Here is a 22769-nt window from a genome sequence, read left to right as displayed (position 1 = left end):
TCCCCTCTCCCCCAAAACTTTCGATTGTCATAATATAACCCCTCTTGTTTTTCAATCTGAACAGGAGGGGTTGTTTTGAATGGAAATGAATAAGACTTAGTTTTGTGTTATTAGCATTTTCATCACTTCATTTTAATCGTAATCAGCATACCTCCACCAAGCTATTGTTGCGATAAGACCTAGAATACTTACCCCAAATAAACTGACAATGCTCCCAAAATTCAATAGTGCTTTTCCTGCAATACCACTTGCGAGTGCAGGAATCGCCCATGGAATGTATTTCCCAAAGTTAAGAGCAGAACCAAGCTGAGAAAAAATAATAGTAAAAATGATAAATGCCAATGGAGACAAATATCCCCGGCCTAAACAAGCAAAAAAAGCCACTGGAGCAGAGAGTACGATCGTAAGAGTAGTACAAAAAACAAAAGTAAGTATACCTTTGAAAATCACCATTAAGCTCCCACCCTCAAGTCCAATCAGATTGCCAGCTAATAATCCCAATAAAAGTGCAAAAATTGATAGAATATAACTCCACAAAGCGATAACGATAAACTTGGATAATACGATTGTATCTCTTTTTATCGGAAGCGCTAATAGGTCTATCATCGTTTTATCAGAATATTCTCTACCAAAAATCCAAGATGCTGTAAATCCAAAAATGAGCAATCCCCCAACAGAAATGACTTGTGATACGGTCATTAAGTACGACGACCAGTCTGTTATCCTCATCATTTCCATTTTTGCAGAAATCAATCCAAGATTTTTAAAATTCTCTGGATATTTCATCATACTTGCAAACAAGCCAACAATAAAAGGAACTAAACAGATCGAACAAGCAGTTACGATGGAAAGTTTTGATTTTATTAACTTTTTCCATTCAATTAAAATACAGGAACTAAGCTTTTTCATTCGAAATACCTCCACTATAGTCATTCAGTATTCTTAAAAAATAATGCTCCAAATCTTCTTTTTCAACAGCCAGCGATTTGGGTGGATACCCTGCATGGACTAGCAATGTGGCAATATCTTCCGGGCATTCCACAGATTTTCTATCAATTAATTCTAAGAAATGGATACTATTTTCTGTGTCTAATCGAATATTTACCTGATAGCCATGATTAGATAATACTTCTTTCATGGCCTTATTATTAGAGCCATTTACTAGTAACTTCTTTTCTAAGTACTGTTCTAATTCATTGCTTTCAACTTCTCTTATAAGTCTGCCCTCATGTACAATAACTATCCTAGTAGCAATTTTAGATATTTCTTCCAGATTATGACTTGAAATAAGAACAGTTGTTCCTAGATTATTCGCCAATTCCTTTAATAGTTCTCTAACTTCAATAACTCCAAAAGGGTCTAACCCATTTGTTGGCTCATCAAGAATAAGGATTTTAGGTTTATGGATAATCGCTTTTGCAATTCCTAAACGTGCAACATTTCCTAAAGAAAGATGCTTCTCCTGTTTATGTTCATATTGCTTTAGTTTTAATTTCTCAATTACCCAGTCAATATTATCTTTATTAACCCCTCTTAATTTACTAACGATTTCTAAATTTTCTCTCACCGTTAAATTCGGATAAGAATAAGGCGTCTCAATAATATAACCTATTTCGTTTCGAAGTTCTAAATTATTCAGATCTAACTTTTTTCCTTGAATATAACACTCTCCTGATGTAGATTTTATCAATCCTAGCATCATTCTCATCGTTGTTGTTTTCCCTGCACCATTCAGTCCTAAAAAACCTACTATTTCACCAGGTTTTATTGAAAGATTCAAGTTGTCGACAACATTTTTTGTTCCATATCTTTTAGAAAGCTTTGCGGTTCTAATTGCTTCTTTCACCATTACCTATCCTCCTTAGTAATTTGTTCCACAACTCCTTGTATGACTAACCTCAATGTGGTATCAAATTGTTCTTCACCGATTTCCTCGATGTGTAATATAGTCATAGCAATCGTTCTAAATAAAGCAGAGACGATTTCTACAGATACATTTTCTCTAATGTTGATTCGGGATACAATTTTTTTAACCATCCTATCGTCTATCAGATGATGATTTGTTATCACCTCTTTCGGCAATTTTCTTACGAGTAGTTCCATTTCATGATTTTTAAATATGGTATACATAAATGAATAGCGAAAATCTTGATAAAAATCATAAAGTAACTGTACCAGACGATTTGTATCTATCTTGGCTTCCATACCTAATTGTTCTGTCAGGCGATTCATAACATCTATTTGATATTCTTCTAAGACTGTAAAAAATAACATTTCTTTTGAAGAATAAAAATTATAAAAAGAACCTTTAGAAATATCTGCCATTGCTGCCATCTGGTCTACAGTGGTTTTCTTAACCCCATATCTTTGAAGGCATTCCTTTGCAACTTTATGTAATTTCTTTCTAATTACTTCTTTTTCTTCAGTAGTAAAAGCAGTAGCCATAACTTCCTCCTAAAACTCTGTGACGTTTTTTGATTTCACAGTCACAGATTATCATATAAATTGAAAAATGTCAAAAGTCTTATATTTTCTTTGTAGGAAAATATAAGACTTTAAATTTACACACATCATACCCCTCTTCTTTTAGGCCTAATTATTTTATTTCACGATTAAAAAAATAAGGATACAGTACTGAAAGCTCCTATTATCTGGCTTTTCTCTCTGTATCCTTATTGTATATCAAGTTTCTTCTCTCAATTTCTCAATCATGACCAAGAAAGGCGGATTGTTGATCTGATTGATGGTCTTGTAGAGGGCAACGGTGAAGTCCTGCTGAGGCAGTTGACTGACAAAGTCTAGCACGGCATCTTTCTCAGCTTTGCCACCTTCATGCCCGTAGTAAATCATGATAGCTGCGCGACCGCCTTTTTCTAAGCCCCGGCAGACCTTTTCCAAAGCTTCCCGTGTCGTATCGGGTCGGGTAATGACAGACTTGTCCGCCGAAGGCAGGTAACCAAGATTAAAAATGGCAGCCTTGAAATGGTCTGTGTATTGGTCCAGAGTCTCATGGCCAGCCAAGATTAGCTGAGCATTGTCCAAATCCGCTTCTGCCAAGCGCTGGCGAGTCTTTTCCACAGCCTGCTCCTGAATGTCAAAAGCATAGACCTTCTTGGCCAATTGAGCCAGAAAGAGGGTGTCATGTCCGTTGCCCATAGTAGCATCCACCACGATATCTTCCTTGGTCACGACTTCTGCCAAAAAGGCATGGGCCATCTGTAAGGGTCTTAACATACGAATCTCTGCTCCTTTGCTTTACAGCCTTGCTTGCTGCCACGACGACGCATTTCTGCCTCAATGGCATTGAGAACTTCCCATTTATTAAGGCTCCACATGGGGCCAATCAACATATCTCGTGGGGCGTCTCCTGTGATACGGTGGATGACGATATGCTCGGGGATAATCTCCAGTTGGTCGCAGATGATGGAAACATATTCCTCCTGACTGAGTAGCTGCAATCGTCCCTCATGATAATCCCGCTGCATGCGGGTATTGGTCATCAAGTGAAGCAAGTGAAGCTTGATTCCCTGAATGTCATTGTCTGTCACACAGCGGCGGACATTTTCCAACATCATCTCATGAGTCTCACCCGGCAGGCCATTGATCAAGTGAGAAACAATCTCCGCCTTGGGAGCCAGCTTTCGAACTCGCTGGACCGTCTCCACATAGAGCTCATAAGAATGGGCACGATTAATGAGGTCCGAGGTCTCCTCATAGGTGGTCTGAAGCCCCAGCTCTACAGTCACATGCATTCGCTCAGACAGATCAGCCAAGTAGGCAATAGTCTCGTCAGGCAAGCAGTCAGGCCGAGTCCCGATATTAAGTCCAACGACACCTGGCCCGTTTATGGCTTGCTCATACCGCTCACGGATCACTTCAAGCTTCTCATGTGTATTAGTGAAGTTCTGGAAATAGACCAGATACTTACGAACATCTGGCCACTTGCGGTGCATAAAGTCAATTTCCTTGTAAAACTGCTTGCGGATGGGCGCATCTGGTGCCACAATAGCATCACCAGAGCCCGAAACGGTACAAAAAGTACAGCCTCCATGCGCTACCGTACCATCCCGATTGGGACAGTCAAAGCCCGCATCGATGGGCACCTTAAAAGTCTTCTCACCAAAAAGTTTTCGATAATAATCATTCAAAGAATTGTAAGATTTCATACCTTTCATTCTACCACAAAAAAGAGTATAGAAACAAAAATTCCCTCTTTCACAAGGAAAGAAGGAAATCACCGTTCCCACAAATAAACTTTTAAATCCACACAGCCATTGGCCTTCAAGTCCACTCCCTCCGCCCAGAGCAAGTGTCTCTGGTCTTCCCAGCCAGGTGTGAGGCGCCCTGTCGCATTGACTACCCGATGACAAGGGTGCTTGCTGCCATAAAGCTCCGACTGGCTGAGGATCTTTCCTACCAAGCGAGCGTTTTTAGGCCTCCCAATCAAACGGGCAATCTGACCATAGGTCGCCACGCGCCCAGAGGGAATACTATCTACTAATGCCAAAACAGCATCGATGAGTTCTTGATTTAAATTGGACAAGCTAACCTCCTAATCTTGTTTGCTCCTATCTTAAAGAAAGAGACTTTCTTTGTCAAGACAAAAAGGCTGGCAAAGCCAACCTTCCTCATCTCTATTTATTTCTGCTTCCCTTTGAAACGCCACTGAAAGCGTAGCTTGTCATAAAAGGGAAATTCAATATTAAGAATGGCAAATCCCATCAAAGCTCCTCCCATTACATCTGTCGGATAGTGCACGCCCAGATAGACTCTGGAGGCCATAACAGTGAAAATATAGAGTAGGAGCAAAGCTTGTACCAAGCGCTTAATATGCTGGTTCTGAACCCGTTGCTGAACAATGATAATCAAGGTCCCAAGTACAATGGCTGTCGCCATGGCATGCCCGCTCGGGAAAGAATAACCTCCTTCTTCAACCAGATGTGTGATAGAGGGCCGACTTCTTTGGTAAACAAATTTGATCAACTTGATTAAAATCCCATGTAAGACCAGATTTCCTGCTAGTAAAGCAGCTTCTAATTTCCATTTTTTATACAGGAAAAATAAGGCAAATGCAAAAACCCAGATGATAATCCCCAATGGATCAATCACACTGGTTACAAGCTTAAAAAAAGTTGTCAAAGCTACAGGTAAATCTCCACGCAACCAGGTCTGAATCGGGGTATCAAAATGAGTCAGCTGGTCAGGATAAAACTTGACCATATAACCGAGTATAACGAAAAGTAAAAGGGCAAAAGTGCCCTTTGTTAGATAAGATTGTTTATTTTTCATAGCGTTTTAGAACAGGCTGTAAAAGTGTGTAAATTAGCCAAAAGACAACAGCCCAGATCACTCCTTCTAATAGATTAAAAGGGACAATCATAGTCAGCAGATACTTGGACATACCATATGTTTTATTAATATCAAAATTAGCAAATCTCGCAAAGAGTGGAACTGCATAAATGACATTTAAAACGATCATAGTGACGGTTAGACCAAGCGTTGCCACCAGAGAGGCCTTCACATAGTCAGACAAGCTCTTCCTCTTTTTCCATAAGAGTGCAAAAGCAGAAACAAAAACAGTTACCGCCAATATATTCATGGGAAGACCGATAAGAGTGCCTATACCATGATTATTCAAAGCTAGCTTTAAGGCCGAGCGAATCAAGAGTACTGCCATTGAGCTTTTGAAATCCAAGACCACCAAAGCCAGTAAAATCGGAATAATTGAAAAATCCAACTTTAAGAATTCTGTTATCAAAGGAATCTCATAAAGCATGAGTAGAAATGAAAGTGCAGATAAAACTGCTACAATCGCCAATTTACGAGTATTTGTCATCACAGGTTCCTCCAATTTATAAAAATTAGAGAAGCTGGAAAGGCTACCGAAAAAAGCTTGTCAGCTAATGATTATTTAGTATAAGGCTCAGCCCTTAAATAAAGATTAAATGGCAAAATAAATTCAATGCCCTTCGTCTTCTCCCATCCAGACTATACTGTCGGTTGTGGAATCTCACCACATCAGCTTACGCTCGCGGACTTGATTTGGCATTGAGAAAAAACATTTCCAATCCAAAAATTACCGCCGGTCGGGAATTTCACCCTGCCCTGAAGACTCTTTTATGATACCAAAAAGAACCTGCAATAGCAAGTTCCTTGTTTGATGTAATACAAATTATTTCAGCTTATCCGCTTCATACTCATGTACCAGTTCAAGGCCAACAAAATTCTGCTGACGCAGGGCTTCATAAACAATCATACAGACTGTATTTGAAACATTAAGGCTTCTGACATGCTGATCATTCATGGGAATACGTAGAGCTTTTTCTGGGTGCTGACGCATGAATTCTTCTGGCAGGCCTTTGTCTTCACGGCCAAACATAAAATAATGTTTGCCCTCCTTGGAAAAATCCTCTTCAGAATAGACCTTTTCAGCAAACTTTGAAACCAAGTAGAGCTGGCCATCCATTTTTTCCATAAAGTCTTCCAGACTCTCATAATAACTAATATCCAGCTTATCCCAGTAATCCAGACCAGCTCGCTTCATCTTACGGTCATCAATAGGGAAGCCCATAGGCTTAATAATATGCAAGGGAGCATTTGTTGCTGCACAAGTCCGAGCTATATTTCCAGTATTTTGTGGGATTTGAGGTTCAAATAGTACAATGTGATTTTCTAGCATCTTTCTCTTTTCCTAGTCGTCATTTGTATAAAAAAATAGCCACACTGCCCGGAGTCAAGCTCAGCAAACAGCGTGGTTAAAGCTTCATTAACTTACATCACAACAGGTTTGAGGTAAATCAATGATAGCACTTTTCTAGTATATCATTTTCCTTTGACATGTCAACTTAAAGAGCTTGAAAATGAACGATTTTTTTATTTTTTCCAAATTATATAAAAAGAGAGCTTTAATTTCTCGAACAAATGGAGGAAGAACTAGAAAAAATCCTCTCTTATTCCAGGCAAAACCACTACATTGAAGCAAAGAGATGAAATTTTTTACAAAATAGAGTATGATAGATACATATCTCGGAGGTATAAGATGAAGATTATTCTTGTTGGTGGTGGTAAAGTTGGAAGCGCCCTTTGCCGCTCGCTTGTTGCTGAGAATCATGATGTGGTCCTTATCGAGCAGGATGAGGCTGTTCTCAACCACTTGACCAAACGTTACGATATTATTGGTATTCTAGGAAATGGAGCCAACTTTAAAGTTTTAGAGCAAGCAAATATTGAATCTTGCGATATTTTTATCTCTATGACTGAACACGACGAAGTCAATATGGTTTCCGCAGTTTTAGCAAAGAAAATGGGAGCTAAAGAAACTGTTGTCCGCGTCCGCAATCCTGAATATTCCAATCCTTTCTTTAAGGAAAAAAATATTCTTGGCTTCTCTTTAGTTGTCAATCCTGAACAATTGGCTGCACGCTCGATTGCCAATATTATTGACTTCCCTAATGCCCTATCTTTTGAGCATTTTGCCAATGGACGGGTTGCTCTGATGGAATTCAAGGTAAAGGAAAATAGTCCCTTGTGTCAGACAACTATTTCTGACTTCCGGAAACAATATGGAAATGTCATTATCTGTGCTATTGAACGGAATAATGAACTGACTATTCCTGATGGAGATGTCAGCATCCAGGCAAACGATAAGATATTCATGACCGGAAATCGCTCAGAAATTATGGCTTTCCACCATTACATCCGCCCTCGCGTTATCAAGAGCCTGCTGATTATCGGGGCAGGTAAGATCGCCTACTATCTTTTAAACATTCTGAAAGATAGTAAAATTGATCTTAAAGTCTTAGAAATTAATCGTCAAAGAGCTGAATGGTTCAGTCAGGAATTTCCTGATATTTACGTTGTTCATGGTGACGGTACTGCCAAAGATATTCTTTTAGAAGAAAGTGCGCCAAATTATGATGCTGTTGCTACTCTTACAGGTGTCGATGAAGAAAATATTATTGCGTCTATGTTCCTAAACAGCATCGGTGTTCAAAAAAATATTACAAAAATCAATCGAACGAGTCTACTAGAAATTATTGATAGTCAAGATTTTGCTAGTATTGTTACACCAAAAGGAATTGCTGTAGATACCATTATGCACTTTATCCGCGGTCGCTACAATGCGCAATTCTCTAGTTTAGAAGCCTTGCACCATGTTGCAAACGGCCGCATTGAAACTCTGCAATTCCAGATTAAAGAAGAGAATAAGATGACAAATCGACCTTTGTCTCAGCTAAAACTAAAAAAAGGTGTTCTTTTGGCTGCTATTATCCGTCAAGGAAAAGCCATCTTCCCAACTGGTGACGATCAAATTAAGGCTGGAGACAAAATTCTTGTCACAACCTTATTGCAAAATATCACCAAAATTTATGACTTGTTAGAGGAGTAATCAGATGAATAAATCCATGATTCGTTATCTCCTCTCTAAGTTGTTACTGATTGAAGCCTGCCTGCTTTTAGTGCCAGTTGTCATCGCTATTATCTATCAGGAGCCAGCTAAAGTATTTCTATCTTTAGGCTGTACAATCGGTATTTTATTAATTTTAGGTGGAGTTGGTATTTTCTTTAAACCCAAAGACGCTCACATCTACGCTAAGGAAGGCGTCTTGATTGTTGCTCTCTGTTGGATTCTTTGGTCCTTCTTCGGGGCCCTACCTTTTGTCTTTTCTGGACAAATTCCAAATATTATTGATGCTTTCTTTGAAGTCAGCTCAGGATTTACTACAACTGGTGCCACTATTCTCAACGATGTTGGTGTCCTCTCCCACTCTCTACTTTTCTGGCGTAGTTTTACCCACTTAATTGGTGGTATGGGAGTGTTAGTCTTTGCCTTAGCTATTATGGATAATGCCAAGAACGGCCACTTGGAAGTCATGAAGGCTGAAGTGCCAGGTCCTGTCTTTGGCAAGGTCGTCTCCAAACTTAAAGACACTGCCCAAATTCTCTACATCATCTACTTGGCCCTCTTTGCCATCTTTACTCTTCTTTATTTCCTAGCAGGAATGCCATTATTTGACAGCTTCATTATTGGTATGGGAACAGCTGGTACAGGTGGTTTTACCGTTTATAATGACGGAATTGCCCACTACAATAGTCCACTGATTACCTATCTGGTTAGCTTTGGAGTCTTGACTTTTGGGGTCAACTTTAACCTTTACTATTTCTTCCTGATCAGAAAATTCAAGGCTTTCTTTGCGGATGAAGAGCTAAAAGGGTATTTGACAATCGTCGGGGTTTCTACTCTCCTCATTACCTTCAATATTCTCCATATTTTCCACGGAAATATTGCTGACAGCTTGGAAATGTCATTCTTCCAAGTTTCCAATACCATCACTACAACAGGTTTTGGTTTTGGAAACACTGTTGATTGGCCTCTCTTTTCACAGTTTATCATCTTACTTTTAATGTGTATCGGAGGCTCAGCAGGTTCTACTGCCGGAGGATTTAAAGTCATTCGTTGTATGATTTTGGCAAGGATTGCAAAAAATCAGATTCTATCAACACTTTCTCCAAATCGAGTATTGACTTTGCATGTCAACGGAAATGTACTAGATAAAGACACCCAGCATAAGGTCTTAAAGTACATGGTTGTCTATATGATGATTATTGCGGCACTCATTTTTATTGTGAGCTTTGATAATAATAACTTTATGACCGTTGTCAGTGGAGTACTAAGCTGTTTTAATAACATTGGACCGATGATCGGAACAACTGAGAGTTTTTCTATTTTCAGTCCCCTTTCTAAATTCCTCTTATCCTTGGCTATGATTGCTGGACGCCTGGAAATCTATCCAATGCTCCTGCTCTTCCTACCCAAAACTTGGTCTAGAAGATAGGACACATTCAGGGAATACCTGTCTATCAAAAAAGTCTTACTAAATAATGTTAGCTCTCTCATTTCTGTAGTGGTTCAACAACTATAAGCATGAGAGAGCTTTTTAATTACAAAGAATAGGCCTGGTAAAACTATAATAAAAACAAATTCTCCATCATCAAAAAGTTACCTAGAGGACCTAGACGAAGCTCTTACTCAAGAAAGATTTCCCAACTTCGTCTATAAAAAACAGAGAGACTAGAGCCCTATGCCCAGCCTCTCTGTTTGACTTGTTTTTTTGCATAATGAAGGCTCACTATTTTCTCTAGTGTTTAAAAGCACTAGAGAAAATAGTGAGCCTTTCGATTAGAGATAAAGAACTATACGTATCTAGTGAGACTGTTTTCTTGTATCGTTTCTTTTCAGGCTAAAATGGTCCGGTACGGGATCTTCTCCCGGCTGAGACCAAGGATGGCAACGAAAAATCCGCGCCAAACCCATCAGGACACCTTTGGCTCCATGCTTCTGGATAGCCTCAATCATATAATTAGAGCAGGTGGGCCGAAAACGACAGGAAGGTGGAAATGCAGGTGAAATAAAACGTTGGTAAAAGCGAACTGGAGCGATTAAAAGCTTTTTAATCATTTTCCAGCCTTTGTAATAGCCAAATTATGAAGCTGGCTTATTTCTTTCTTATTGAGGCGTCTTGATTCACCTGGTCGAAGTCCTGTCAAATCCAAATGTCCGAAGCGAGTCCGAGACAGCTTGTCTACCTCTAAGCCGACCGCTTGGAACATCTTCTTCACTTGATGATTCCGTCCCTCATGGATAGTCAACTGAACGACAGATCGATTTTTGACAGGATCGACTTTTATGATTTCATAAACTGCCGGTTTGGTCCTTTTACCATCAATTTCTACACCACGAGTCAATGGGCGAAGATTTTCTTTGTTGGCGATTCCTTTTACACGAGCAACATAAACCTTGTCAATTTCATTACGCGGGTGAATCATCTCGTCTGTAAAATCGCCATCATTCGTCAGGATAAGAAGTCCAGAAGTATCCCAGTCTAAACGACCAACTGGATAAATCCGTTCTTTGACTTGAGGCAACAAGTCTACCACAGTTTTACGTCCCTTGTCATCTGTCACACTAGAAATGACGCCACGAGGCTTATTCAAAAGGTAATAGACCTTTTCCTCATTATAGATAGGCTGCCCTTCTACTTCGACTTTGTCACCTGTTTTAACCAAGGTCGCCAGTTCTCGAACCACCTGACCATTAATCGTCACAAGGCCTTGCTTAATCAGCTCTTCTGCTTTCCGGCGACTAGCCACGCCTGCATGGGCAATATATTTATTAATTCTCATCTTTCATCCTTTCACAAGATACACAGTTCAGCCATTTTATTCTAACTCTGATTCGGTCGCTTGACCAAATAATTGGCTTTCTTCTGCTACCAATTCAGTATCTGTCACGACTGGTAATTCTTCCAAATGGTTGATCCCCATGTAATCTAAGAAATATTCTGTTGTCACATAAAGATTAGGTCGACCAAGAACCTCCTTTTTACCATCTTCTCGAACCAGCTCAAATGCTAATAACTTGGCAAGTGCCCCGCTAGAATTAACCCCACGGATATCATCAATCTCTACCCGAGTGATTGGTTGTTTATAAGCAATAATTGACAGAGTTTCTAAAGCAGCACGCGAAAGGCTCTGATTAATCGGCGATTTAGAATAAGCACGCAGGAGTTCTGCAAAAGCTTGTTTGGTAACTAATTTATAAGTATTCGACGTTTCAAGTAAAGCCAGGCTACAGTCAGCATCGGCTTCGTACTTAGCTGCCAATTTTTCTAAACTTTGGTTAACTCCCGTAGGAGGAATGGACAAAATTTCAGCAATCTGCCGAACTTTCAAGCCGTCTTCTCCTGCCACAAAAAGAAGCGCTTCTATTTCTGATAACTTACTCATGTTTACTTCCTAATTAGATAGATACTTCCAAAATTTTCTTCTTGGAGCAATTGAATCTCCTGTACTTTCACTAATTCCAAGGTTGCCAAAAAGAGTGTGATAACCTCATTCATGTCTTTGGTCTCAGTAAATAACTCCTGTAAGGCCAACTTTTTATGACTCTTACAACGTTCCAAGACCACATCCATCATATCTTCAATCTTGTATTCGTCTTTGACAATGGTAGTATGACTATGACGAAATTCTTCTCTTTTTTTAGCTAATAAGCCAGAAAAGGCCAAAAACAAATCAATGGCTGAGCGGTCATGCACCAACTCAGCATCTTCATAGACTAATTCAATCTTAGGCTTAGAATAATATAGAGCCCGCTCTTCGTGCTGCTCCGCCATTTTCTCACCAAGAAGTTTAAATTTACGATACTCCTCGATTTGACTCAACAGGTCATGTTCTAAATCTTCCTCTAAGTCAATATCATCCGCTACTTTAGGTAGAAGTTTGCGACTTTTAATAAGCATAAGCTGACTGGCCATGACCATATATTCCCCAGCCACCTCCAGACGCATGGCCTGCAAGGTCGCAACATAGGCTAGATATTGTTCAATAACCTCTGTAATTGGGACATCATAAATATCCATCTGATACTTGGAAACCAAATGGAGTAACAAGTCCAGGGGTCCCTCAAAATCTTTAATTTTTATATCCATTATCTATATTTTTCTAATGTAGTAATACTTTTCAAACCTAGGTCACGAGCGATATCATGTAGGCTTCGCTTATCTTTCAACTGACGCAAAATATATTGTTCTCTCAAACTCTGAGCAGACAAACCTGCCTGCCCTTTTTCTGATAAAAAAGCCTCCAGCTGACGAAAAGCCCACTGTCTCGAATAAGGTTTTCCTTTCTTTTCAAATAAATAGGTGCCTGAAACCATCCTACTTAATTCTTCTGTCAGTTTGGAAGAAAGTTGGACAATCCTCTTTTGCCCTGCTTTCTCGACACTTAAAATCTGAAAATCAAACTGGATATCCGTGATTTTTATAGACAAAATTTCACTCGGCAAAAGACCATTTTCTAAAATTAGAAGGGCAATTAAACGCCCCTGAGGAACTTGACTCTCCTGCCAAAAAGCTGATAAATCAAGAAGCGAACCTTGTGAAGAGCTTTCTTTCTGATCCTTGGGAATACTTAATTTGTAGTAATGTTCTATATATTTCTGATTATAGAGAAAATACAAAAATTGGTTAACTGCTGATAATTTCCGTTTTTGAACAGAAAGCTTTAAAGACTGCAAAGAAGATTGATAGAGTCGCAGACTGGTATCATTTATTGTTCCAACTTGCTCAAGAAACTGTTCTAAATCGTAGGTATAAGCAAGCCTGGAATTTTTAGATAACTGTTTTGGCTGTATAAACTGTTCGATTGCTTCTTTCATTTAGCTTTCATCTCATATCGGCTTGAAAAATCATGCAAAAGGGCATTAACTGCTTTGAGAATCGACTTTCTCGTAATAATTCCATGAAAATGCTGATCATCTCCTACTAAAGGCAAGAAGGACTCATCTATCAATTTATGCAAAACTTCAGAAATTGTGTAATTCACTCCTACAGTTAAACCATCTTTCCTAGTCATGTGAACGATATCCATCGCCATAAATTCTTCTTCTGGAAGATCATGCTGCATCCGATAAGCCATGATATCCGTCAGAGAAATGGTTCCGACAAATTTCTTTTCAGCCGTCACAACCGGAATCCGCGAATAGGTCATCTGACTCAACAACAAAATAGCGTGATCGACATTGTGACTGTCTACCAATACTGCTAAATTTTCAGCAGGTGTCAGAAAAGCACCTTCTTGTTTCACAAGATAATCTTCAAATGCCTGGGCTATCATCTAGCAAACTCCTTTGACAAACTTGGGTATAGTTGATGCTGACGAGTGAAATAATCCACTCTGAAATGATCTTCTTCAATTTCAACCTTAGCATAAAGACGCTCCGTAATCAAACCACGGGGTTGACTGATAGACCCTGGATTTAAAAAGAGAGTCTTCCCTTCCATCCAAGCATCCGGAATATGTAGGTGCCCATAGAGACAAATATCCGCATTTTCTTCTTGGGCCCACAAATCTAGCTTTTGAAAAGAAAAGTTGATTTGGAATAAATGACCGTGAGCCTGAGCTATACGAGTCCCATTCAAGTCCGTCACTAGTCGATCCGGATAGCCATCATAAAAGTCCATATTGCCAGCAACAACGTGAATCCCCTCCCAAACAGGATCATCGCTTGGCAATTCAGAGTCACCATTGTGGAAAATGCCGTCTACCTTACCTAAGTAATAATTTTTTATCTCCTCGACAATTGAGCGATCACCATGAGAGTCACTCATTACAATGATTGTTTGCTTTGCCATGCTGGAAATACCTCCATTAACTTTTTCACCGCCTGAGCGCGATGAGATTGCTCATTCTTCTCTTCTACTGTTAGCTCAGCTGAAGTTTTACCAGTTTCACCGACCAAAAAGAGAGGATCATAACCAAAGCCATTTTCTCCTTTTGGTTCAAAATTGATATAACCAGGCCAGTCAGCCTCGACTACTAAACTTTCTTTTTCAGGACTGGCCACGACCAGTGTTGTATGAAAATGAGCTGCACGATCCTTTAACTCAAAGACCATAGCCAACTCATGCAAAAGCTTGATATTATTCTCCGCATCAGTTGCACCTACTCCAGCAAAGCGAGCGGACCAGACTCCAGGAAGTCCCCCAAGAATATCAACTTGTAAACCCGAATCATCAGCTAAAACCATTTTACCGGTTAGCTGGCTGATGGTTTCCGCCTTAAGCCGAGCATTCTCTTCAAAGGTCATTCCTGTTTCAGCCACTTCTGGCAAGTCGGGGTAGTCATTGAGATTCTCAACCTTGTAGCCCAATTTCCCAAATAACTTTCGAAACTCTTTCGTTTTGCCTTCATTTCGAGTAGCAATTAAAAGAGTATCCTTGACTTCTTTAGCTCCCAAAAAATCAGTCAATGAAACTCCACCTTGAGGTATATAGACATACAAAAGTTGACCTGACTCCACTACAAGTAAAGCCCCCTGACGCTGGATCAGTTCTAACTTTCTTTTAGCCTCTTCATTGATAAGGTTTACTAAAAAGACCAATAAGCGATATGCGGAATGGTAACGTAAAATCGCCACCTCAATTGGGAAAGTGCGTCCATCCTTATTCAGAGCCACTTGCAAATCTTCTAAAATTTTGCCAGCCTCAGCTGATACCTGCGAAAAATTGCTAAAAGATTCCGTTTCGCTCCACTTAGTGATATACCAGTCTTGGTCATCCTTATATTCGTATATTTTTTCACTCATAAATCTATATGCTCCACGCTTACCTTATGTCCTAGCCAATGTTCAGCAATCTCAGCAAAACTCTTAGCACTAGCTGTTGTATAAAAACGATGCTGCAAAGTCTGTTCTTCTCGACTACGATTAATTTCAAAGTAGTTTAAAAGAACAGAGATATCCCTTACACACTCTGCCCCACTGTCAATCAGTTTAACATCCGGTCCCATCACATTTTGAATAATAGATCTCAGGAGAGGATAATGTGTACATCCCAGAACAAGCGTGTCAACCTTTCCTGCTAACGGAAGCAAGGTCTCATAGACAACTTTTTTTGTAACACTGGATGTTAGCTCATTTGACTCAACTAGAGGAACAAACTTCGGACAAGCCAAGCTACTAACCTCCATCTCAGGTGACAAAGCTTCAATTTTCTTGCGATAGATATCTGAAGTGACTGTCATTGGTGTCCCAATCACTCCAATCTTTCCTGAATGAGTTGACTTAATCGCTGCAGAAGCCCCAGGTAAAATCACTCCTAAAACTGGGATATCCAGTTTTTCTTTAATTTCTTCCCAGACAACAGCTGTCGCAGTATTGCAAGCAATAACAATCATTTTTACATCTTTAGTCAAAAGAAAATTGACCAGTTGCCAGGTATAGTCTCTGATTTGCTCAGCCGGCCTAGGTCCATAAGGAGCACGAGCAGAATCCCCGATATAAATGACTTCTTCGTGGGGAAGCTGTCGCATCAATTCACGTACAACCGTCAAACCGCCCACTCCGGAATCTAGAAAACCAATCGGTCGATTATCCATAAAATCTTCTTTCTAAATAAGGGATTGGGCCTACAGCCCAAATCCCCTTTTGATATTTAATAATCAAATGATTATTTTTTCTTTTTGCTGTTAGCTAAAGCTGATTTTTGTTGGTTGATAATTTGGCGATAAACTTGTTGGACTTTTGCCTCACTTGGACGCTGTCCACTTGCTCCAAGCAAAGTACGAACTGCTTCCACATTCAAACGCGGATTTTCAGCAAATTCTTTTTCGACTTGCTTACGAAGGATATACATTCCTGCAAATACACCACCTGCAAAAGCAAGAATAATCAGCAAAATTGCTAAAAATAAACTCATAAAATAAATCTCCTATTTCCTTTTTTGCGTTGCTTTCATTATACCAAATCTTCTTTATTTTTCAAAGTCAAATCCATAGAGAGTCGCAAAATAATCTTCTGGTCTTTCAGCTCGACGAATCATACGAACATTTCCGTCTTCTTCCAAGAGAATTTCGCTGGAACGAAGTTTGGCGTTGTACTGATACCCCATTGAAAAGCCATGGGCACCTGTATCGTGAATTACGAGTGTATCACCGATTTGGCTGATAGGCAGCGGACGATTAATGGCAAATTTATCATTATTCTCGCAGAGACTACCGACAACATCCACAATCTCCGTCTCACCCTCAGGTTGATCCATATTGGTAATGTGGTGATAAGAACCGTACATAGCTGGACGCAACAGATTAACCGCTGAGGCATCCACACCCAGATAGGTTCGATAGGTCTGCTTCTTATGGGTAACCTTGGTAACAAGTAGGCCAAAAGGTGCCAGCATAAAGCGACCCAGCTCTGTATAAATCTTGACCTGTCCTAGACCAGCAGGTGTCAGAATAGCTTCATAGGCCTGACGAACTCCTTGACCAATGACCGCAATGTCGTTTTCCTCACCCTCAGGCTGGTAATTGATACCGACACCACCAGAGAGATTGATAAAGTCCAGCTCAACTCCTGTTTCAGCAACTACTTCTACAGCCAACTCAAAAAGCTGACGGGCCAGTTCAGGATAGTAGTCATTGCTGACAGTATTTGAGGCCAAGAGGGCATGGATCCCAAACTTCTCAGCTCCCAGCTCCTTGAGCTCTTTGAAAGCCTGAATCAACTGGTCCTTAGTCGTGCCAAACTTAGCTTCTTCTGGATTATCCATGATGCTCGTTCCTAACTCAAAGACACCGCCAGGGTTGTAACGGCAAGAAATAACCTTTGGAATACCCGCGGCTTCCTTTAGAAAAGCCACATCTTCATAGGCATCCAGATTGATAGTAGCTCCTAAGTCACGCGCAAACTGAAATTCCTCAGCTGGTGTGTTATTGGACGAAAACATGATATCCTGCCCAGTAAAGCCCAGCTTTTGGCTCATGAGTAGCTCAACATAGCTGGCACAGTCCACCCCGCATCCTTCTTCTTTGAGGATTTTTAAAATAGCAGGATTTGGGGTAGCTTTGACAGCAAAATACTCTTTAAAACCTGGATTCCAAGAAAAGGCCTCATGCAGGGCACGCGCTCTTTCTCGAATCCCCTTCTCGTCATATAGATGGAAAGGTGTTGGAAACTGTTCCGTAATCTCGGCTAGCTTTTCACGACTGATAAAAGGAGTTTTCATAATATGCCACACTTTCATTGTAATTCACTCTATTATACCATAAGTATCTCATAAGCTTTCCACCCCAGTACATCTCCTTCGTATCTATCATTTTCTACCACCTTCATTCATATATTAACCAATCTTTTTCAAACTGGTCTTTTATTTTTATATTTTTCTACTATTTAAATATTAAAAAATGCACTTGTAGCAATATTTTAGAATACTTTTATTCCTTGAATGAATTTGATTCATTTTGGCGCCTCCCCCTTGTTTTTTTTCTGAAAACGTTTTATAATAAGATTGTCTTAAACTTTTCTTAAAGTTTGGTCAAACATTTTAATAAGGGGGAATGTCAATAATGAGTATTGGAATCATTATTGCAAGCCATGGTGAATTTGCTGCTGGCATTCATCAATCAGGTTCTATGATTTTTGGCGAACAAGAAAAAGTACAAGTTGTTACTTTTATGCCAAATGAAGGCCCTGATGATTTGTATGCTAAATTCAATAACGCTGTGGCACAGTTTGATGCGGACGATGAAGTCTTAGTCTTGGCTGACCTTTGGAGCGGTTCTCCATTCAACCAAGCTAGCCGTGTAATGGGTGAAAATCCAGAGCGCAAGTTCGCTATTATTACAGGTTTGAATCTGCCAATGTTGATTCAAGCATATACAGAAAGAATGATGGATGCTAATGCTGGTGTTGATGCAGTCGTAGCTAATATCATCAAAGAAGCTAAAGAAGGTGTAAAAGCTCTGCCTGAAGAATTGAATCCAGCAGAAGAAGTTGCAAGCGCTCCTGTTGCAGCAACTGCTCAAGCTGCTATTCCAGAAGGTACTGTTATCGGTGATGGTAAGCTCAAAATCAATCTAGCGCGTATCGATACACGTTTGCTTCATGGACAAGTCGCAACTGCTTGGACACCAGATTCAAAAGCAGACCGTATTATCGTAGCTTCTGACTCAGTAGCTAAGGATGAACTCCGCAAAGAGTTAATCAAACAAGCTGCACCAGGTAATGTGAAAGCAAACGTTGTGCCTATCGACAAACTGATTGCTGTTTCAAAAGACCCACGTTTTGGTAATACTCATGCTTTGATCCTGTTTGAAACTCCTCAAGATGCTCTTCGTGCTATTGAAGGCGGTGTGCCAATCAAGACTCTCAATGTAGGTTCTATGGCTCACTCAACAGGTAAAACAATGGTTAACAACGTACTATCAATGGACAAGGACGATGTCGCTACTTACGAAAAGCTTCGTGACCTTGGCGTTGAATTTGACGTTCGTAAAGTACCAAATGACTCTAAGAAAGACTTGTTTGACTTAATTACAAAAGCAAACGTTCAATAATACATTAATTGAATAAAATTTGGACAGATAGTTTAGCAAAACTGTACCTCTCAGTTCTTTCTAGGTTTTGCCTGACTATTTTACGTCCTCATATCTCATGAAAGGATAATTATAAATCATGTCTATTATTTCTATGGTTTTAGTGGTCTTTGTTGCCTTCCTTGCTGGTCTTGAAGGTATCTTGGACCAATTCCAATTCCACCAACCAATTGTTGCATGTACTTTGATTGGTTTGGTAACAGGTAACTTAACTGCCGGTGTTATTCTGGGTGGTTCACTTCAGCTAATCGCTCTTGGTTGGGCGAATATCGGTGCTGCCGTAGCTCCAGATGCTGCTCTTGCATCAGTAGCTGCTGCTATCATCATGGTTCTTGGTGGAGATTTTTCAAAAACTGGAATCGGTGTAGCACAAACTGTTGCTATTCCTCTTGCTGTTGCTGGTCTTTTCCTCACTATGATCGTTCGTACACTTTCAGTTGGTTTGGTCCATGCTGCTGATGCTGCCGCTAAAAAAGGTGACATCAAAGGAGTTGAACGCGCTCACTTTATCGCCCTTCTTATGCAAGGTCTTCGTATCGCCATCCCAGCCGCTCTTCTTTTGATGGTTCCTACCCAATCTGTTCAAGCAGCTCTTAACGCTATGCCTGACTGGTTGAAAGACGGTATGTCTATCGGTGGTGGTATGGTTGTTGCCGTTGGTTACGCAATGGTTATCAACATGATGGCAACCCGCGAAGTATGGCCATTCTTTGCGATTGGTTTTGTCTTAGCAGCTGTTTCAGATATCACTTTGATTGGTTTTGGTGCAATTGGTGTTGCTTTGGCTCTTATCTACTTGAACCTATCTAAAAAAGGTGGAAACGGTGGCGGTGCTGTCGCTTCATCTAACGATCCAATCGGCGATATTTTAGAGGACTACTAAGAAAGGAGAAACGAATCATGACTGAAAAACTGCAATTAACAAAATCAGATCGTCAAAAAGTTTGGTGGCGTTCTACTTTCTTACAAGGTTCTTGGAACTATGAACGGATGCAAAACTTGGGTTGGGCTTATTCACTAATCCCAGCAATTAAAAGATTGTATACTAAAAAAGAAGACCAGGCTGCAGCCCTTGAGCGCCACTTGGAATTCTTCAACACTCACCCATATGTAGCTGCTCCAATCATGGGGGTTACTCTTGCTCTTGAAGAAGAACGCGCTAACGGTGTTGAAATCGATGATGCTGCTATCCAAGGGGTTAAAATCGGTATGATGGGACCTCTCGCTGGTATCGGAGATCCAGTCTTCTGGTTCACTGTTCGTCCTATCCTTGGAGCTCTTGGTGCTTCTCTTGCCTTGACAGGGAATATCCTTGGCCCGCTTCTTTTCTTCGTTCTTTGGAATGCAATTCGTATGGCCTTCTTGTGGTACACTCAAGAATTGGGTTACAAGGCAGGTTCTGAGATTACAAAAGACATGTCAGGTGGTATCCTTCAAGACATTACCAAAGGAGCTTCAATCCTTGGTATGTTCATCCTTGCTGTCTTAGTGCAACGTTGGGTAAACATTAAATTTGCTTTTGATGTTTCTAAAGTTCAACTAGATGAAAAAGCTTATATCCACTGGGATAAATTGTCTGACGGCTACAAAGGTATTCAAGAAGCTTTTGCTCAAGTAGGTCAAGGCTTATCTCAAACACCTGAAAAGGTTACAAGTTTCCAACAAAACTTGGATATGCTGATTCCTGGACTTTCTGGATTGTTGCTTACACTCCTTTGCATGTACTTATTGAAGAAGAAAGTGTCTCCAATCGTCATCATCCTTGCACTCTTTGCAGTCGGTATTGTTGCTCACTACTTCAAGATTATGTAATCAAAAAGAAGGTTTCGGCCTTCTTTTTCTTGTGGTATAATAGAAAGAGATTTACTTTAAAGGAGCAATTATGGCGCAATCACAAAACAAAACAATCGATTATCAAACAACAGGGGTGTCCTACCTTGGTGCATTTGGTGGTAAAGTAGGGAAATTTCTTATCGGTGATCAGGCGCTAGAGTTCTATGCTGATGCTAACGTAGAGGACTACATTCAGCTTCCTTGGGCCAATATCACAGCTATTGGCGCTAATGTCTCAGGCAAGAGCATCAGTCGACATTTTGAAGTCTTTACAGATCAAGGAAAATTCCTCTTTGCTTCCAAAGACTCTGGTAAAATTCTCAAAATCGCAAGAGAGTATGTTGGAGATGATAAGGTCGTTAGACTTCCTACTTTGATACAAACAATTGGCAAATTTTTTAAAAACCTATTTGCAAAAAAATAGATTTTCTAGTATAATCTAGGAAACGGATAAGTACTATTGGACACTTTTCAGAAAGTCTGCGGCGGCTGTGAGCAGATAAGGAGAAAATAGGAAATTCTACCGTTAGTTTAAAAATAAATAATTAAGCAAGTGCACTTTTGTGAAGTTGGATGGAACCGCGGCCCTGCCGCTCCAACAGTCTCATAAAGTGCTTTTATTTTTTGGAGGTACCTATGTTAGATTTAAAACGTATCCGCACTGACTTTGATACTGTCGCTGAAAAATTAGCTACGCGAGGTGTTGACGCTGCTACCCTTAACCAAATGAAAACCATTGACAAAGAACGCCGGGATTTATTGGTAAAGGTCGAAGAACTCAAAGCAGAGCGCAATACTGTTTCTGCTGAAATTGCTCAAGCTAAACGCAACAAAGAAAATGCAGATGACAAGATTGCTGCCATGCAAAAACTTTCTGCTGAGGTCAAGAACTTAGACGCAACCTTGGCAGAGCTAGACGCTAAGTTGACTGAGTTCACTACCACTCTGCCTAACATCCCGCATGAAAGTGTTCCTGTCGGAGCAGATGAGGACGAAAACGTCGAAGTCCGTCGCTGGGGTACACCCCGCCAATTTGACTTTGAAGCTAAAGCTCACTGGGATTTGGGTGAAGATTTGGACATCCTGGACTGGGAACGTGGTGCAAAAGTTACTGGTGCTCGCTTCCTCTTCTATAAGGGCTTAGGAGCTCGATTAGAGCGTGCTATCTACAACTTCATGCTGGATGAGCATGGCAAAGAAGGCTACACAGAAGTCATCACTCCTTATATGGTCAACCACGATTCTATGTTTGGCACTGGACAATATCCTAAGTTTAAAGAGGATACGTTTGAACTAAGCGATACCAACTTCGTTCTGATTCCGACTGCTGAAGTTCCACTGACTAACTATTATCGAGACGAGATCCTTGACGGCAAAGAATTGCCAATCTACTTCACAGCTATGAGCCCATCATTCCGCTCTGAAGCCGGCTCTGCTGGTCGTGACACGCGCGGTCTGATTCGTCTGCACCAATTCCACAAGGTTGAAATGGTGAAATTTGCCAAGCCAGAAGAATCTTATGAAGAGCTAGAAAAGATGACTGCCAACGCTGAAAACATCCTGCAAAAGCTGAATTTACCTTACCGAGTTGTAGCACTCTGTACTGGAGATATGGGCTTCTCAGCTGCTAAAACCTACGACTTGGAAGTTTGGATTCCTGCTCAGAACACCTACCGTGAAATCTCTAGTTGCTCTAACACAGAAGATTTCCAAGCCCGTCGAGCTCAAATTCGCTACCGTGACGAAGCAGATGGCAAGGTCAAACTCCTTCATACTCTCAACGGTTCTGGACTAGCTGTCGGACGTACGGTGGCAGCTATCTTGGAAAATTACCAAAATGAAGATGGTTCTGTGACTATCCCAGAGGTTCTGCGTCCGTATATGGGTGGATTAGAAGTCATCGCACCAAAATAAAAAGCAGATTCTCCTGATACTTTGCCTATATCACTAGGTCTAAGAATAGACTTAATTTACTAAAATAAAAAAATCCGAGAATAACTCAG

The 22769-nt window shown here is 40.4% G+C and carries 27 protein-coding genes and 1 riboswitch; of the genes, 7 read left to right on the top strand and 20 right to left on the bottom strand.

Features of this window, described 5'->3' with window-relative positions; genetic code table 11:
- Positions 1-132 precede the first annotated feature (132 nt).
- From HMPREF3108_RS00935 to HMPREF3108_RS00895, 9 genes are all read right to left on the bottom strand, one after another.
- On the bottom strand, positions 133-909 hold the full coding sequence (locus HMPREF3108_RS00935) for an ABC transporter permease (protein WP_070492897.1): 777 nt from the start codon (positions 907-909) through the stop codon (positions 133-135).
- Positions 896-1849, bottom strand: coding sequence for an ABC transporter ATP-binding protein (locus tag HMPREF3108_RS00930; protein ID WP_070492895.1), 954 nt, complete (start codon positions 1847-1849; stop codon positions 896-898). Before HMPREF3108_RS00930 ends, HMPREF3108_RS00935 begins: the two co-directional genes overlap by 14 nt.
- Positions 1849-2445 carry a TetR/AcrR family transcriptional regulator gene (locus tag HMPREF3108_RS00925; protein ID WP_070492893.1) on the bottom strand — a complete coding sequence of 199 codons (597 nt, stop codon included), beginning with the start codon at positions 2443-2445 and terminating at the stop codon, positions 1849-1851. Before HMPREF3108_RS00925 ends, HMPREF3108_RS00930 begins: the two co-directional genes overlap by 1 nt.
- Before the next feature lie 237 nt (positions 2446-2682).
- Positions 2683-3234: a tRNA 5-(aminomethyl)-2-thiouridylate-methyltransferase MnmM gene (locus HMPREF3108_RS00920; RefSeq protein WP_070492891.1), complete on the bottom strand. Its 552-nt coding sequence runs from the start codon at positions 3232-3234 to the stop codon at positions 2683-2685.
- The gene (locus tag HMPREF3108_RS00915) at positions 3228-4175 is read right to left on the bottom strand and encodes a tRNA modification radical SAM protein MnmL/YtqA (protein ID WP_048777585.1); all 948 of its coding nucleotides are present in this window, start codon (positions 4173-4175) and stop codon (positions 3228-3230) included. Before HMPREF3108_RS00915 ends, HMPREF3108_RS00920 begins: the two co-directional genes overlap by 7 nt.
- 59 nt (positions 4176-4234) lie before the next feature.
- Positions 4235-4543 carry an MGMT family protein gene (locus tag HMPREF3108_RS00910; RefSeq protein ID WP_048777587.1) on the bottom strand — a complete coding sequence of 103 codons (309 nt, stop codon included), beginning with the start codon at positions 4541-4543 and terminating at the stop codon, positions 4235-4237.
- 95 nt (positions 4544-4638) lie between these two features.
- Entirely contained in the window at positions 4639-5289 is a 651-nt protein-coding gene (locus tag HMPREF3108_RS00905) for a phosphatase PAP2 family protein (protein ID WP_048777589.1), read from the bottom strand.
- Positions 5279-5836 carry an ECF transporter S component gene (locus HMPREF3108_RS00900; RefSeq protein ID WP_048777591.1) on the bottom strand — a complete coding sequence of 186 codons (558 nt, stop codon included), beginning with the start codon at positions 5834-5836 and terminating at the stop codon, positions 5279-5281. Before HMPREF3108_RS00900 ends, HMPREF3108_RS00905 begins: the two co-directional genes overlap by 11 nt.
- A gap of 131 nt (positions 5837-5967) precedes the next feature.
- A riboswitch (FMN riboswitch) is annotated at positions 5968-6117 on the bottom strand.
- Positions 6118-6172: 55 nt separating this feature from the next.
- On the bottom strand, positions 6173-6679 hold the full coding sequence (locus HMPREF3108_RS00895) for a tRNA (cytidine(34)-2'-O)-methyltransferase (protein WP_008809586.1): 507 nt from the start codon (positions 6677-6679) through the stop codon (positions 6173-6175).
- 360 nt (positions 6680-7039) lie between these two features.
- On the opposite strand from HMPREF3108_RS00895, the gene trkA reads away from it, so the two are divergent.
- Together trkA and HMPREF3108_RS00885 are read left to right on the top strand one after the other, a co-directional pair.
- A complete protein-coding gene (gene trkA / locus HMPREF3108_RS00890; protein WP_045504082.1) occupies positions 7040-8389 on the top strand; it encodes a Trk system potassium transporter TrkA in 1350 nt (449 codons plus the stop codon).
- A 4-nt stretch (positions 8390-8393) separates the two neighbouring features.
- Positions 8394-9836 carry a TrkH family potassium uptake protein gene (locus HMPREF3108_RS00885; protein ID WP_060554105.1) on the top strand — a complete coding sequence of 481 codons (1443 nt, stop codon included), beginning with the start codon at positions 8394-8396 and terminating at the stop codon, positions 9834-9836.
- A gap of 368 nt (positions 9837-10204) precedes the next feature.
- Here the strand turns inward: HMPREF3108_RS00885 and yidD are convergent, their stop codons facing one another.
- The 11 genes from yidD to HMPREF3108_RS00830 form a co-directional block, all read right to left on the bottom strand.
- Positions 10205-10459 (bottom strand): membrane protein insertion efficiency factor YidD, encoded by a 255-nt coding sequence (gene yidD / locus HMPREF3108_RS00880; protein WP_008809589.1) that lies wholly within the window; start codon positions 10457-10459, stop codon positions 10205-10207.
- Entirely contained in the window at positions 10456-11184 is a 729-nt protein-coding gene (locus tag HMPREF3108_RS00875; protein WP_045504091.1) for a pseudouridine synthase, read from the bottom strand. The genes yidD and HMPREF3108_RS00875 overlap by 4 nt, the downstream gene beginning before the upstream one ends.
- A 36-nt stretch (positions 11185-11220) precedes the next feature.
- Positions 11221-11787: an SMC-Scp complex subunit ScpB gene (gene scpB, locus HMPREF3108_RS00870; protein WP_070492890.1), complete on the bottom strand. Its 567-nt coding sequence runs from the start codon at positions 11785-11787 to the stop codon at positions 11221-11223.
- Between the two features lie 2 nt (positions 11788-11789).
- A complete protein-coding gene (locus HMPREF3108_RS00865; protein ID WP_045504097.1) occupies positions 11790-12491 on the bottom strand; it encodes a segregation/condensation protein A in 702 nt (233 codons plus the stop codon).
- A complete protein-coding gene (xerD, locus tag HMPREF3108_RS00860) occupies positions 12491-13219 on the bottom strand; it encodes a site-specific tyrosine recombinase XerD (RefSeq protein ID WP_070492888.1) in 729 nt (242 codons plus the stop codon). The genes HMPREF3108_RS00865 and xerD overlap by 1 nt, the downstream gene beginning before the upstream one ends.
- Positions 13216-13677 carry a cyclic-di-AMP-binding protein CbpB gene (gene cbpB / locus HMPREF3108_RS00855; protein WP_070492886.1) on the bottom strand — a complete coding sequence of 154 codons (462 nt, stop codon included), beginning with the start codon at positions 13675-13677 and terminating at the stop codon, positions 13216-13218. The genes xerD and cbpB overlap by 4 nt, the downstream gene beginning before the upstream one ends.
- Entirely contained in the window at positions 13674-14195 is a 522-nt protein-coding gene (locus tag HMPREF3108_RS00850; RefSeq protein WP_070492884.1) for a metallophosphoesterase, read from the bottom strand. The genes cbpB and HMPREF3108_RS00850 overlap by 4 nt, the downstream gene beginning before the upstream one ends.
- Positions 14171-15148 carry a nucleoside-triphosphate diphosphatase gene (locus HMPREF3108_RS00845; protein WP_070492882.1) on the bottom strand — a complete coding sequence of 326 codons (978 nt, stop codon included), beginning with the start codon at positions 15146-15148 and terminating at the stop codon, positions 14171-14173. Before HMPREF3108_RS00845 ends, HMPREF3108_RS00850 begins: the two co-directional genes overlap by 25 nt.
- Positions 15145-15939 (bottom strand): glutamate racemase, encoded by a 795-nt coding sequence (gene racE / locus HMPREF3108_RS00840; protein WP_061593589.1) that lies wholly within the window; start codon positions 15937-15939, stop codon positions 15145-15147. Before racE ends, HMPREF3108_RS00845 begins: the two co-directional genes overlap by 4 nt.
- A 71-nt stretch (positions 15940-16010) precedes the next feature.
- Positions 16011-16259: a YneF family protein gene (locus HMPREF3108_RS00835; RefSeq protein ID WP_008809598.1), complete on the bottom strand. Its 249-nt coding sequence runs from the start codon at positions 16257-16259 to the stop codon at positions 16011-16013.
- 54 nt (positions 16260-16313) lie between these two features.
- Positions 16314-17564 carry a diaminopimelate decarboxylase gene (locus HMPREF3108_RS00830; protein ID WP_048777609.1) on the bottom strand — a complete coding sequence of 417 codons (1251 nt, stop codon included), beginning with the start codon at positions 17562-17564 and terminating at the stop codon, positions 16314-16316.
- A gap of 340 nt (positions 17565-17904) precedes the next feature.
- On the opposite strand from HMPREF3108_RS00830, the gene HMPREF3108_RS00825 reads away from it, so the two are divergent.
- From HMPREF3108_RS00825 to serS, 5 genes are all read left to right on the top strand, one after another.
- On the top strand, positions 17905-18894 hold the full coding sequence (locus HMPREF3108_RS00825) for a PTS sugar transporter subunit IIB (protein ID WP_012130735.1): 990 nt from the start codon (positions 17905-17907) through the stop codon (positions 18892-18894).
- Positions 18895-19012: 118 nt separating this feature from the next.
- Complete coding sequence (locus tag HMPREF3108_RS00820) at positions 19013-19816, top strand: PTS mannose/fructose/sorbose transporter subunit IIC (RefSeq protein WP_045504115.1); 804 nt, start codon at positions 19013-19015, stop codon at positions 19814-19816.
- A gap of 17 nt (positions 19817-19833) precedes the next feature.
- Positions 19834-20745 (top strand): PTS system mannose/fructose/sorbose family transporter subunit IID, encoded by a 912-nt coding sequence (locus tag HMPREF3108_RS00815; protein ID WP_012130737.1) that lies wholly within the window; start codon positions 19834-19836, stop codon positions 20743-20745.
- Between the two features lie 70 nt (positions 20746-20815).
- On the top strand, positions 20816-21190 hold the full coding sequence (locus HMPREF3108_RS00810; protein ID WP_048777611.1) for a DUF956 family protein: 375 nt from the start codon (positions 20816-20818) through the stop codon (positions 21188-21190).
- 212 nt (positions 21191-21402) lie between these two features.
- Entirely contained in the window at positions 21403-22680 is a 1278-nt protein-coding gene (serS, locus tag HMPREF3108_RS00805; RefSeq protein ID WP_048777613.1) for a serine--tRNA ligase, read from the top strand.
- Positions 22681-22769: the final 89 nt, after the last annotated feature.

The organism is Streptococcus sp. HMSC10A01, assembly GCF_001807785.1.
In the GTDB taxonomy this organism is placed as follows: domain Bacteria; phylum Bacillota; class Bacilli; order Lactobacillales; family Streptococcaceae; genus Streptococcus; species Streptococcus gordonii.
Note: the sequence above shows the minus strand (reverse complement) of the source record. Positions and strands in the feature narration are given on the sequence as shown.